Annotated in this window: 12 protein-coding genes; 8 read left to right on the plus strand and 4 right to left on the minus strand. The window is 63.6% G+C overall.

Annotation, left to right across the window (positions count from 1 at the left end; all coding sequences use genetic code 11):
• Positions 1–51: 51 nt before the first annotated feature.
• The 3 genes from msrB to JQ573_RS23745 form a co-directional block, all read right to left on the minus strand.
• Positions 52–465, minus strand: coding sequence for a peptide-methionine (R)-S-oxide reductase MsrB (msrB, locus tag JQ573_RS23735; protein ID WP_212316107.1), 414 nt, complete (start codon positions 463–465; stop codon positions 52–54).
• A 115-nt stretch (positions 466–580) separates the two neighbouring features.
• Positions 581–1,297, minus strand: a complete 717-nt coding sequence (gene msrA / locus JQ573_RS23740) for a peptide-methionine (S)-S-oxide reductase MsrA (protein ID WP_212316106.1) — start codon at positions 1,295–1,297, stop codon at positions 581–583.
• Between the two features lie 386 nt (positions 1,298–1,683).
• The gene (locus JQ573_RS23745; protein ID WP_212316104.1) at positions 1,684–2,793 is read right to left on the minus strand and encodes an ATP-dependent RecD-like DNA helicase; all 1,110 of its coding nucleotides are present in this window, start codon (positions 2,791–2,793) and stop codon (positions 1,684–1,686) included.
• Between the two features lie 217 nt (positions 2,794–3,010).
• On the opposite strand from JQ573_RS23745, the gene JQ573_RS23750 reads away from it, so the two are divergent.
• From JQ573_RS23750 to JQ573_RS23780, 7 genes are all read left to right on the plus strand, one after another.
• Positions 3,011–4,216 (plus strand): LLM class flavin-dependent oxidoreductase, encoded by a 1,206-nt coding sequence (locus JQ573_RS23750; RefSeq protein WP_212316102.1) that lies wholly within the window; start codon positions 3,011–3,013, stop codon positions 4,214–4,216.
• A gap of 216 nt (positions 4,217–4,432) precedes the next feature.
• Positions 4,433–5,383, plus strand: a complete 951-nt coding sequence (locus JQ573_RS23755) for a sulfonate ABC transporter substrate-binding protein (protein WP_212316100.1) — start codon at positions 4,433–4,435, stop codon at positions 5,381–5,383.
• Positions 5,384–5,424: 41 nt separating this feature from the next.
• Positions 5,425–6,378 carry a sulfonate ABC transporter substrate-binding protein gene (locus JQ573_RS23760; RefSeq protein ID WP_212316098.1) on the plus strand — a complete coding sequence of 318 codons (954 nt, stop codon included), beginning with the start codon at positions 5,425–5,427 and terminating at the stop codon, positions 6,376–6,378.
• Entirely contained in the window at positions 6,360–7,541 is a 1,182-nt protein-coding gene (gene ssuD, locus JQ573_RS23765) for an FMNH2-dependent alkanesulfonate monooxygenase (RefSeq protein ID WP_212316096.1), read from the plus strand. The genes JQ573_RS23760 and ssuD overlap by 19 nt, the downstream gene beginning before the upstream one ends.
• A gap of 158 nt (positions 7,542–7,699) precedes the next feature.
• Positions 7,700–8,446: an ABC transporter permease subunit gene (locus JQ573_RS23770; RefSeq protein WP_212316094.1), complete on the plus strand. Its 747-nt coding sequence runs from the start codon at positions 7,700–7,702 to the stop codon at positions 8,444–8,446.
• A gap of 8 nt (positions 8,447–8,454) precedes the next feature.
• Entirely contained in the window at positions 8,455–9,300 is an 846-nt protein-coding gene (locus JQ573_RS23775) for an ATP-binding cassette domain-containing protein (RefSeq protein ID WP_212316488.1), read from the plus strand.
• Positions 9,301–9,307: 7 nt separating this feature from the next.
• Complete coding sequence (locus tag JQ573_RS23780; RefSeq protein ID WP_212316092.1) at positions 9,308–9,898, plus strand: flavin reductase family protein; 591 nt, start codon at positions 9,308–9,310, stop codon at positions 9,896–9,898.
• Between the two features lie 289 nt (positions 9,899–10,187).
• Here the strand turns inward: JQ573_RS23780 and JQ573_RS23785 are convergent, their stop codons facing one another.
• Positions 10,188–10,517 carry a ribonuclease E inhibitor RraB gene (locus tag JQ573_RS23785; RefSeq protein WP_212316090.1) on the minus strand — a complete coding sequence of 110 codons (330 nt, stop codon included), beginning with the start codon at positions 10,515–10,517 and terminating at the stop codon, positions 10,188–10,190.
• A 353-nt stretch (positions 10,518–10,870) separates the two neighbouring features.
• Between JQ573_RS23785 and JQ573_RS23790 the strand changes: the two genes are divergently transcribed.
• Positions 10,871–11,845 (plus strand): dienelactone hydrolase, encoded by a 975-nt coding sequence (locus JQ573_RS23790; protein WP_212316088.1) that lies wholly within the window; start codon positions 10,871–10,873, stop codon positions 11,843–11,845.
• Positions 11,846–12,022 lie beyond the last annotated feature (177 nt).

Below are 12,022 nucleotides of genomic sequence, written 5' to 3' on the forward strand. Positions count from 1 at the left end.
CTTGATGGATGCGCGGGTCGAGCCCGCGCATGACGAGCGGAGTTGCGGCCGTTATTTCTTCTCGTTCAGCTTCAGCGCCGCCGAGTTGATGCAGTAGCGCAGGCCGGTGGGGCCGGGGCCGTCGTTGAAGACGTGGCCGAGATGGCCGTCGCATTTCGAGCACAGCACCTCGGTGCGGACCATGCCGTGGCTCACATCGTGCTCCTCGTCGACATGGCTCTCGGCCGCGGGCTTGGAGAAGCTCGGCCAGCCGCAGCCGGAATCGAACTTCTGGTCTGACTCGAACAGCGGCTGCCCGCAGCCGGCGCAGACATAAGTGCCCTTGCGGGGATCATGCTCATATTCGCCGGTGAACGGCCGCTCGGTCGCCTTTTCGCGCAGCACGGCGTACTGCATCGGCGTCAATTCCTTGCGCCACTCGGCCTCGCTCTTGCGGACCTTGCCGTCGGTTTTGGTATCGGACATTCAACCTCCTTGGTTTGATCGTCATTGCGAGGAGCAAAGCGACGAAGCAATCCATCTTTCCGCTTGCCGCGACATGGATTGCTTCGCTTCGCTCGCAATGACGGGAAGCGTCGCCTCAGTTGGTGACCTTGGTGCTGCTCACCAGCGTCGGCTTCTCGATGTAGTCCTCCGCGAAGATCTTCTTCAAGTTCTCGACCTTCGGGATGTCGTTATACGCAATATAGGGTTGGCTCGGGTGCAGCGTCAGATAGTCCTGGTGGTAGCCCTCCGCCGGATAGAACGCCTCCAGCGCGCCGACCTTGGTGACGATCGGCTTCTTGTAGACCTTGGCCGCGTTGAGCTGGGCGATATAGGCATCCGCCACCTTCTTCTGCTCGTCGCTGGTCGTGAAGATCGCCGAGCGATACTGCGTGCCGGAGTCGGGGCCCTGGCGGTTCAGCTGGGTCGGGTCATGCACGACGGAGAAGAAGATCTGCAGGATCTTGCCGTAGGAGATCTTCTGCGGGTCGTACTTGATTTCGACGGATTCCGCGTGGCCGGTGGTGCCGGTCGAGACCTTCTCGTAGTCGGCATTGGCCTTGCTGCCGCCGGAGTAGCCGGACACCGCGCTGACGATGCCGGCGGTGTGCTGGAACACGCCCTGCACACCCCAGAAGCAGCCGCCGGCGAGCACCGCGGTCTTGATACCGGTTTCCGGCGCGCTCGCGGCCGGCGCCGGGATGACCACGGCGTCCTCGGCGGCAAGCGAGGGCGCAACGGCAAAAGCGGCAACGGCCAGCGCGCCGATCGCGGCGGCGCAAAGCGAGAGGCGGCTGAGGGAGCTTTTGGGCATGGGTTCCTCGTGGGATCGCAATTGGGGGTCAGTCTAGAGCGGCAGCCGGCATTGGCAAACCGGCCGGGCTGCTCCGACGCTTCAAAATACGGGCGAGGGGGCGTTTTGTTACGGCGCCGGCCACACGGTTTCGTGAGGGAAATCAGCGAAGTTCAGCGGTGACGGTGCCGGATTTTTGCCGCGGCCGCTCCACGCCCGTCGTCCTGGCGAAAGCCAGGACCCATAACCACCAAATGTAACTGTAGGCGGGATCGTGGCCCCAGTGTCCCGCAACAACAAGCAGCGGGGTAATGGGTCCTGGCTTTCGCCAGGACGACGCTGAATATTTGGTATCGCCTGCGAGCCACATACTCACTGTCAGGATGACGTCGGCGCCTGCGGGACGATCACACCACGATGCTCAGCCGCTTCGCCGCCCGCGTGATGCCCGTATAGAGCCACCGCGCGCGCGAGTCCTGGAACGCGAAGCTCTCGTCGAACAGCACGACGTCGTCCCATTGCGAACCCTGCGACTTATGGACGGTCAGTATGTATCCGTAGTCGAACTCGTCATAGGGCTTGCGCTGCTCCCACGGAATGCCCTCGATGCCGCCGTCGAAGCATTCGCCGCGTACCGACACCTTGGTGACCTTGTGGCCGAAATCCTCGTCCGGCATCACGCGCATGGTGATGATCTTGGACTTCGACTGCGCACGCGCCTTGACCCGCCACAGCCCGCCGTTGAACAGCGCCTTCTTGCGGTTGTTGCGCAGGCAGACCAGCTTGTCGCCGGCAACGGGGAGAGGATCCTCGATCTTTAGCCGCTGCCGCATCCGCATGTTGTAGGCGCGGCGGGTGTTGTTGCGGCCGACCAGCACCTGATCGGCGCTCATCACGCGGTCCGGATCGAGCTCCCTGCGCGAGACGACCTCACTCTCGCCATGGCGGCCGATCTCGAGCTCGCGGCCCTCGCGGATATCCATCGACATCCGCACGATCGGATCGTCCTGCGCCTGGCGGTGCACCTCGGTCAGCATCGCGTCCGGCTCGGCGTCGGTGAAGAAGCCGCCGCCCTGGATCGGCGGCAATTGCGCGGGGTCGCCGAGCACCAGCAGCGGGCAGTCGAACGACATCAGGTCGCGGCCGAGCTCGGCGTCGACCATCGAACATTCGTCGATCACGATCAGCTTCGCTTTTGATGCTGGCGCGTCGTCCCACAGCTCAAAACTCGGCTGCTCGACGCCGGACTCGCGGGCACGGTAGATCAGGGAATGGATCGTGGAGGCGCTGTCGCAACCCTTGTTGCGCATGACGAGCGCCGCCTTGCCGGTGAAAGCCGCGAACTTCACCTCGCCATCGACGCCTTCGGCGATGTGCTGGGCAAGCGTGGTCTTGCCGGTTCCGGCATAGCCGAACAGGCGGAATACCGGCGGCGTCCCGTTCTGGCCGGGCTTGGCTTTCAGCCAGTCGGCAACAGCTTTCAGCGCGGAATCCTGGTGCGGCGTAAAGGTGGTCATGTGGCTTTCGGAAGAATGAGCGCGCGACCGATAGCGCCGCGACTCACACCTGCACAAGCTAAACATTCATGCGTCCCAAGCAAGCCGTCTCCCGCCGCACGGAATTGGGGTTTCGCGCCCGAGGCTAGACTTGACCCGGGGCGCCACTAGACTGACCGAAAACAACAAGCGGTCGGGACCACCACAGGTGGTCGGGGACGACCTTGGGAGTGACGCCATGAAATTCGGCATCTTTTACGAGCTGCAACTGCCGCGCCCCTGGAACGACGGCGACGAGCTCCGGCTCTACCAGAACGCGCTGACACAATTGGAGACCGCCGACCGGCTCGCTTACGACTACGCCTGGGTCGTCGAGCATCATTTCCTCGAGGAATATTCGCACTCGCCGGCGCCGGAATCCTTCCTCGCCGCCGCGAGCCAGCGCACTAAAAACATCCGACTCGGCCACGGCATCTTCCAGCTCACCACCAATCATCCCGCGCGCGTCGCCGAGCGGGTCGCGGTGCTCGATCTGCTCTCCAACGGTCGTTGTGAATTCGGTATGGGCGAGAGCGCCTCGATCACCGAGCTGACGCCGTTCGGCCGTGACATGGAGACCAAGCGCGAGGTATTCGAGGAGGCTGTCGCAGCGATCTTCCCGATGTTCACCAAGATCGGCACCGAACATCACGGCAAATATTTCGACATCCCGCTGCGTAATGTCGTGCCGAAGCCGGTGCAGAAGCCGCATCCGCCGCTCTGGATGGCCTGCTCGCAACTGCCGACGATCGAGCGCGCCGGGCAAAACGGATTTGGTGCGCTCGGCTTTCAGTTCGTCAGCGCCGAGGCGGCGCATGCCTGGGTGCACGCCTACTACAATGCGATCACCAAGCGGCTGAACAAGCTCGCCGACTACGAGATCAATCCCAACATGGCGCTGGTGTCGTTCTTCATGTGCGCCGAGACGGATGAAGAGGCGCGCAAGCGCGCCGACGGCGCGACCTTCTTCCAGTTCGCGCTGCGCTATTACGGCCAGGCGCAGAACCGGCAGCGCCCGGCGCCCGGCACCGTCAACATGTGGGACGAGTACAACAAGTGGAAGCGCGAGAATCCCGAGGCGCAGGAAGCCGCATTGCGCGGCGGCCTGATCGGCTCGCCGGAAACCTTGCGCAAGAAGCTGCGACGCTTCCGCGCCTCGCATATCGATCAGGTGATCCTGCTCAACCAGGCCGGCAAGAACACCCATGAGCACATCTGCGAGTCGCTCGAATTGTTCGGCAAGGAAGTGATGCCGGAGTTCCAGCACGATCCCGAACACGATGCCTGGAAGAAGGGCGTGCTTGACGGCTCGATCCAGCTCGAGGAGATCGACACCCAGGCGTTCTCGGACCGCTATGGTAAACTCGCGGTCAATGTCGGCCCGAAGACCGCGGCCGCTGGGTGATCGATTGCTGTGCAGCGACCTCGCGATCGCGTGAAGAAAATAATTCGCTACGCGCGACCTGCGCCTTGAACGAAACCGCACGTGTGATGCCTGCACTGAAGTGCAGGCATCGCTATTTTTGTGCGGTGCTCGACAGCTTCGTTCGCGCGCCTCATCATCCTGACATCGCATGATCGCGTGTTGAGAAACGCGCTTGATCGTCAGGAGAATTTTGGAATGAAGCGTCGTGAGTTCCTCCAGCTGTCGCTCGCCACAGCTACTGCTGCTGCGCTGTCAGCGCGCGCGCAGGCCCAGGCGGACGCGAAGGAAATTCGTATCGGCTACCAGAAGAACGGCGTGCTCGTTATCACGCGCCAGCGTGAGGCCTTGGAAAATCATTTCAAGCCGCAGGGCGTCAGCGTGAAATGGGTCGAGTTCTCCTCGGGTCCGCCGATGATGGAAGCGATGAATGTCGGCAGCGTCGATTACGGCGCAGTCGGCGATTCCCCGCCGATCTTCGCGCAGGCGGCGGGCGCGGCCATCGTCTATGCCGCGGCGCAGCCCATCATCAACGGCTCGGGCATCCTGGTGCCGCAGAATTCGGCAATCACAGCCATCGCCGATCTCAAGGGCAAGCGGGTCGGCTTCACCAAGGGATCCAGCGCGCACAACGTCGTGATCCAGACGCTGGAGAAGGCCGGGCTGACCTACGACGACATCACGCCGGTCTATCTGACGCCGCCGGACGCAGGTCCTGCCTTTGCCAATGGCGGCATCGACGCCTGGGCGATCTGGGATCCGTATTTCGCGATCGCCGAGACCAGGCAGAACGGCCGCATTCTGGTCAAGAGCAGCGATATCACCAAGACCAACGCGTTCTACATCGCCAACCGCGATTTCGCGAACAAGCACGGTGCTCTGCTGCAGCAGATCGTCGATGTCACGACATCGACGGCGAAGTGGGCCGAGGCGCACCCCGACGAGGTCGCGAAATCGCTGGCCGCGGTCACCGGCGTGCCGCTCGATATCCAGACCATCGCGGCAAAGCGCGCCGGCTTCTCGGTCGGCCCCGTGACCGACGACATCATCGCGACCCAGCAAGGCGTCGCCGACCGCTTCTTCAAGCTCGGCCTGATCCCGAAGCAAATCGCGATCCGCGACATCGTCTGGCGCAACACCCAGACCTGATCGGCGCGCGTTTGGTCAATTCATATGCAGAGGACATTCCCATGACGCGTTTGTTTCGGCGCTGGGTCGCCCGCGCGGTGCTCTCGGTCAGCATCGTCGCGGCGACCGTCGGCGCATCCTACGGCCAGGAGAAGGTCGTCCGCATCGGCTATCAGAAATACGGCAAGCTGGTGCTCTTGAAGAGCAAGGGCTCGCTCGAGGAGAAGCTGAAATCGGTCGGCACCAAGGTGGTGTGGACTGAGTTTCCGTCCGGGCCGCCGCTGCTTGAAGCGCTCAATGTCGGCGCGATCGATTTCGGCAACACCGGCGAGGCGCCGCCGATCTTCGCGCAGGCCGCCGGAGCGCCGATCCAGTATGTCGCCTACGAGCCGCCGGCGCCGAAGGGCGAGGCGATCCTGGTGCCGAAGGACAGCCCGATCAAGTCGGTTTCTGATTTGAAGGGCAAGAAGGTCGCGCTGAACAAGGGCTCCAACGTCCACTATCTCCTGGTGAAGGCGCTGGAGAAGGCCGGCGTCAAATATTCCGAGATCGAGCCGGTGTTCCTGGCGCCGGCCGATGCGCGCGCGGCGTTCGAGCGCGGCGCGGTCGATGCCTGGGTGATCTGGGATCCGTTCCAGGCCGCGGCGGAAGCTGCGACCGGCGCACGCACCGTCGCCGACGGCATCGGCATCGTCGCGAACTATCAGTTCTACTTCGCCTCGAAGAAGTTCCTGCAAGGCGATCCGAAGATCGTCGAGCTGGTGCTGGCGCAGCTCAGCGAGGTCGATGACTGGGCCAAGGGCGACATCCACGCCGTCGCCGAACAACTCGCGCCGAGCATCGGCCTGTCGGTGCCGGTGGTCGAGGTCGCGCTGAAGCGGCAGGCCTACGGCATCAAGCCGGTCACCGACGCCGTGATCGCGGATCAGCAACAGGTCGCCGACACCTTCTTCGCGCTCGGCCTGATCCCCAAACAAATCAAGATTTCCGACGTCGCATGGAGGCCGGGCACGTGAGCACCCCAACCAACGCCAACATCCTCTGGTTCCTGCCGACCCACGGCGACAGCCGCTATCTCGGCACGTCGATCGGCGGCCGCGAGGTGAACTTCAACTATCTGCGCCAGATCGCCCAGGCCGCGGATCAGCTCGGCTATTACGGCGTGCTGCTGCCGACGGGACGGAGCTGCGAGGATTCCTGGGTGGTGGCGTCAGCCGTCGCGCCCTGGACCGAGCGCCTGCGTTATCTCGTGGCGGTCCGGCCCGGCCTGCAGTCGCCGAGCGTTGCCGCCCGCATGACCGCGACCTTGGACCGGCTGTCGAACGGCCGTCTCTTGATCAACGTCGTCACCGGCGGCGATCCGATCGAGAACAAGGGCGACGGCATCTTCCTCGACCACGACGAACGCTACGCGGTGACGCGCGAGTTCCTCAACGTCTATAGCGATCTGCTCGCAGGCAAGACGGTCAATGTCGAGGGCAAGCACATCCGGATCGAGGATGGCCGCCTGCTGTTCAATCCGGTGCAGTCGCCGCGCCCGCCGCTGTATTTCGGCGGCTCGTCGGACGCCGGCATCGACGTCGCGGTCGACACCGTCGACAAATACTTGACCTGGGGCGAGCCGCCGGCGCAGGTCGCCGAGAAGATCGCCAAGGTGAAGGCTGTTGCCGCGCAACGCGGCCGCAAGCTCTCGTTCGGCATCCGCCTGCATGTGATCGTGCGCGAGACCAACGCGGAGGCGTGGCGCGCCGCCGACGAATTGATACAGTACGTCACCGACGACACCATTATTGCCGCGCAGAAGATCTTTGCGCGGATGGATTCGGTCGGCCAGCAGCGCATGGCGCAGCTGCATGGCGGACGGCGCGACAAGCTCGAGATCAGCCCGAACCTCTGGGCCGGCGTCGGCCTGGTGCGCGGTGGGGCCGGCACCGCACTGGTCGGCGATCCCCAGACCGTCGCCGCGCGGATCAAGGAGTATCAGGACGTCGGCGTCGATACCTTCATCATGTCGGGCTACCCGCATCTCGAGGAAGCCTATCGCTTCGCCGAGCTGGTGTTCCCGCTGCTGTCGCTGGCGCAGCCCGGCAACGTAACGCCGATCCGCGTCAACACCGGGCCGTTCGGCGAGACCATCGGCAACGACTATCGTCCGCAGAAGCAGGCATCGCAATCATGAGTCTCATCGACAGTCTCCCGCGCCGCAAAGCGTTTTCGAGCGAAGTGGATACCGGTTCGCGTGAAGAAAACGCGTCGAAACAAAAATCTGGAGCTCCGTTCCGATCCCATCGGAACGGAAACAGCTCCAGCGCACCGAAATTACCCAAGGTCGACGGCTTGATTCCGTGGATCGTGCCGCTTGGCATCGTTCTGATCTGGCAACTTGCCTGTGTCACCGGCTTTGTGCCCTCGCGCGTGCTGCCGGCGCCGACCGATGTCGCGCTGGCCGGGTGGAAGCTATTGCTGTCCGGCGAGCTGGTCCGCAACATCTGGGTCAGCTTCTGGCGCGCATCGATCGGCTTTGTGATCGGTGGCGGCATCGGCTTCGCGTTCGGGCTCGCCAACGGGCTGTCGCAGCTGTCGGCGAAGCTCACCGACACCACGCTGCAGATGGTGCGCAACATCCCGCATCTGGCGTTGATCCCGCTCGTCATCCTGTGGTTCGGCATCGACGAGTCGGCCAAGCTGTTCCTGGTCGCGCTCGGCGTGTTCTTCCCGATCTATCTCAACACGCTGCACGGCATCCGCACCGTCGATCCGCAGCTGATCGAGATGGGCCGCATCTACGGCATGACCGACGGCGAACTGTTCCGCCGGGTGATCTTCCCGGGCGCGCTGCCCTCGATCTTCGTCGGGCTGCGCTTTGCGCTCGGCATCATGTGGCTGACGCTGATCGTGGCCGAGACCATCGCGGCCTCGTCGGGCCTCGGCTACATGGCGATGCAGGCGCGCGAATTCATGCTGATCGACGTCGTCGTGCTCTCGATCCTGATCTACGCCTTGCTCGGCAAGCTTGCCGACAGCGCCTCGCGGGCGCTGGAGCGGCTTACTTTGTCGTGGCACCCCGCCTTTCAGAAGAAGTGAGAATGAGAATGCAAGAAGCGCTTCGTTTCCAGCCGGTCGACGCCGAACCGGTCGACCACGCCGACGTCGTCGTGAAGGCTCGGCATTTGCGGCGCGTGACGGAAGGCGCGGCCCGCGGCCTGTCGCTGACCATCCGCGGCTTGCGCAAGGCGTTCGGCGACAATGAGGTGCTGCGCGGCATCGACCTGCACATCCCGGCCGGCCAGTTCGTCGCGATCGTCGGCCGCAGCGGCTGCGGCAAGAGCACGCTGCTGCGTCTGATCGCGGGCCTCGACGCGCCGACGGCGGGAAGCATCGCCTTCGGTGAACAACCCCGGGCGCAGGACGTCCGCGTCATGTTCCAGGAGCCGCGCCTGCTGCCCTGGGCGGGGGTGCTGTCCAATGTCGAGGTGGGGCTAGGGCGCGAGCGCTCGTCTGCGGACGCGCAAGCGCGCGCCGAGCGCGCGCTGGTCGAGGTCGGCCTCGGCGACAAGCGCGGGGAGTGGCCCTCGGTGCTTTCAGGCGGCCAGAAGCAGCGCGTGGCTCTGGCGCGGGCGCTGGTCAGCCAGCCGCGCGTGCTGGCGTTCGACGAGCCGCTCGGCGCGCTCGATGCGCTGACCCGCATTTCGATGCAGCAATTGCTGGAGCGGGTCTGGCGCGACCAGGGCTTTACCGCGATCCTGGTGACGCACGATGTCGCCGAGGCGGTCGCGCTCGCCGACCGCGTGCTGGTTATCGAGGACGGCCGGATCGCCGAGGATGTCACGATTGACCTGCCGCGGCCGCGCCGGCGTGGTTCGGCCGAGCTCGCCGCGCTCGAAGGCGAGATCCTGAAGCACCTGCTCGAGGGCAGCGAAGACACGTCCGGTCTGTGAGGTCGCCATGAATTCCATCGTCCGCAATGTTTCGATCGAGCCCGCGGTGGCGGCCGATGAATTCCGTGGCGCGATGCGCCATCTCACCGGCGGCGTCAGCGTCATCACGGCCGGCCGGGGCAAGGAGATCTCGGGAATGACGGTGACCTCGGTGTCGTCGCTGTCGGTCGAGCCGCCGTCGCTGATCGTCAGCGTCAACCGCGCTGCCTCCTCATGGCCGCTGATCGCGCGCCATGGCGTGTTCGGCGTCAACATCCTGACCGCGGATCAGCTCGACATCGCCGAGCGCTTTACCGGCAAGGGCGGCCTGAAGGGAGCAGAGCGCTTCACCGGGGCCGAATGGACGACGCGCGCCTCGGGCGCGCCGTTGCTGGTCGGGGCGCTGGCTGCGATCGACTGTGAGGTCGAGGAGGTCATCGAACGGCATTCGCACGCGATCGTCATCGGTCGCGTGCTCGATGTGATCGCATCGGAGCGCACCGCCGCGCTGGCGTATTGGCACGGCGAATATGTCGCGATCGACCGCAACGAAGACGCCGGCAGGCTGGCCGAGGTCAGCCTGCCGTCACGTCACGTCCATGCCCGAGGCGCGCGCTAGCGCCGTTTCCGTTCCGATGGAATCGGAACGGGGTTCTGGATCTTGGTCTTGACAGTTTCTTGACGCAAACCGGTCCCCACTTGCTAGGGCGTGTACTCATAAATCCGGGATGTCCGGTTATCCCCCAACAGCGGCGCATAAGCGGACATTGCAGGAGGTCCGGGTTGGGCCAACTGGGGACTCATGCACCGCAGCAAACAACGAAACTACTCGATCACCTCGTCGGCGCGGGCGAGCACCGTTAGAGGCGCCGTGAAGTCCGGCTAGCGCCAGAAGCGCTCATTGCGGATTAAGGCAACGGGTGTTCATTCATCACGCCCCAGGACTCGCAGATGCCGCCAAACGGTTTCAGCAATTCGGTGATCCCGGCCTGTGTGGTGGTGATGAAATCGTAGGTCACCACGGATTGCAGTTGTATCAGCAGGCTGTTCGGGCCGTATTCCGTGTCGTTGTGAATGACTGCCAACGGATAGTTTTGGCGCAGCAAAGTAAGGGCTTCCGGCGATGGACGATCCGCAAAGTCGATGACGAAATCAACGACGTGCGCTGTCAAAAAATCGAACCGGTCATTGGCGAGGCGTCGGAGCACATCACCGTCTGCGTCGTTTGGCCAATCCATGTCCAGCCCCTGTAAGCCGTGATTTGCCCGTAGTATCGCACGACGAACGTGTCTAAGTGAATGACGGCTACGGCGCTTATGCGACCTTGTCGCAAGTCGGAATCGGGTCAAAACCGGCAATACTCTGATTGAGCAGAAAATTTCTGCTTAGCCCCCAAAAGCCGACGTAGGCGCTTTTATGAGTACACGCCCTAGCTGCCATGGCGCCGTTGGGGTGAGCATCGGCGTGAACTCGCAGGTAACCTAAATGTGCTCAATGACGCGTGTGGAGTGAAGATACGATGAGATGATGGGTCAGCGCAGTATTTCGATCGCTGGACCTCGATCGGATACTTGGCTGCGTTGAGGTGCACATGCGTGCCTTGTTTCTCGTGCTCGCACTACTGGTCGCGGACACATCCGCACAAGCAGATCCACAGCGATTTCGCGCTGGTCTCACGCGCATTACAGTGCAGGATGTTGTCCCGTTCGACACTTTGATTGTGTATCCGACAGACGCGGCCGAAGTTGCCTTTCAGGATGGGCCATACACGATTGCCGCCAGCAGCGATGCGCCGGTTGCCTCCGGGGCGCGCTTTCCAATAGTTCTCTTCTCGCATGGCGGAGGGGGGACGATCAAAGCTGGGGGGAGTTCGCTGCCTTATGCCGCTCTTCTCACGTCCTTGGCGCGCGACGGCTTTATCGTGGTCGCGCCGTTTCATCCCGGATCCAAGCGTCCCCGCGAAGCCCTCGAAGATCGACCGCGCCAGATTCACAAGGCGCTCAATGCAATGTTGGCGGATCAACGCTTCGCGATGCATGCCAATCCTAACCGCCTTGGCATGATGGGATTTTCCTACGGCGGGGCCGTCACGCTGATCGTCGCAGGAGCGACGCCTAGCCTGGCTCACCTGGCGGCCTATTGCCGCGACCGTAGCGACGATCCCATGGCTTGCGACGGCGTGCCGACCGATGGCTCCTTGGCCAACGCGGTCGGCAGGAGATCGCCAGATGCGCTCGCCGTGAACGCCCTCATCCTGATGGAGCCGTTCGGCGCCTTGTTCGATCGAAATGGATTGACGTCGGTCGGCATGCCGACGCTGGTCTATCGCGCGGAAGGCAGCGATCTCAAGGCTGACGGCAACATCCTCGCTCTGGCGGCCGCATTGCCCCATCCGCCGCGGCAAGAGACCGTGCCGGGCGGCCATTTCATATTCTTTGGTCCTTGCCCTCCCGCGATAGCAGCTGACGCGCCCGCGGCCTGCAAGGATGCTCCCGGCGTCGACCGTGCAGCGGTCCATCGACGGATCGAGGTTGAAATAGGTGACTTCCTGCGCCGGAATCTATAGCGCGGCATCGGCGGCGGACCCATGGGCGCAGCTTGTTGGCATCGCAAATCCGGTCCGCGAGAAAACGGTATCCACGCAGCAGGTCGGTGACGCCGACCAGGTCATGGGCGTTGCCTGCCGTCACAATGAAAGATCACAGGCCGGCCGAACTCGTCCGCCAGCCCGCAAGTCATGCTG

The sequence above is a fragment of the Bradyrhizobium sp. AUGA SZCCT0105 genome (assembly GCF_018129565.1).
Taxonomy (GTDB): Bacteria; Pseudomonadota; Alphaproteobacteria; order Rhizobiales; family Xanthobacteraceae; genus Bradyrhizobium.

Excerpts from the sequence above, each read along its gene's own strand:
- JQ573_RS23745 (WP_212316104.1), bottom strand. The coding sequence starts at position 2,793 with ATGACCACCTTTACGCCGCACCAGGATTCCGCGCTGAAAGCTGTTGCC.
- ssuD (WP_212316096.1), top strand. The coding sequence starts at position 6,360 with ATGGAGGCCGGGCACGTGAGCACCCCAACCAACGCCAACATCCTCTGG.
- JQ573_RS23750 (WP_212316102.1), top strand. The coding sequence starts at position 3,011 with ATGAAATTCGGCATCTTTTACGAGCTGCAACTGCCGCGCCCCTGGAAC.
- JQ573_RS23790 (WP_212316088.1), top strand. The coding sequence starts at position 10,871 with ATGCGTGCCTTGTTTCTCGTGCTCGCACTACTGGTCGCGGACACATCC.
- msrB (WP_212316107.1), bottom strand. The coding sequence starts at position 465 with ATGTCCGATACCAAAACCGACGGCAAGGTCCGCAAGAGCGAGGCCGAG.
- JQ573_RS23785 (WP_212316090.1), bottom strand. The coding sequence starts at position 10,517 with ATGGATTGGCCAAACGACGCAGACGGTGATGTGCTCCGACGCCTCGCC.
- msrA (WP_212316106.1), bottom strand. The coding sequence starts at position 1,297 with ATGCCCAAAAGCTCCCTCAGCCGCCTCTCGCTTTGCGCCGCCGCGATC.
- JQ573_RS23775 (WP_212316488.1), top strand. The coding sequence starts at position 8,455 with ATGCAAGAAGCGCTTCGTTTCCAGCCGGTCGACGCCGAACCGGTCGAC.
- JQ573_RS23760 (WP_212316098.1), top strand. The coding sequence starts at position 5,425 with ATGACGCGTTTGTTTCGGCGCTGGGTCGCCCGCGCGGTGCTCTCGGTC.
- JQ573_RS23780 (WP_212316092.1), top strand. The coding sequence starts at position 9,308 with ATGAATTCCATCGTCCGCAATGTTTCGATCGAGCCCGCGGTGGCGGCC.
- JQ573_RS23755 (WP_212316100.1), top strand. The coding sequence starts at position 4,433 with ATGAAGCGTCGTGAGTTCCTCCAGCTGTCGCTCGCCACAGCTACTGCT.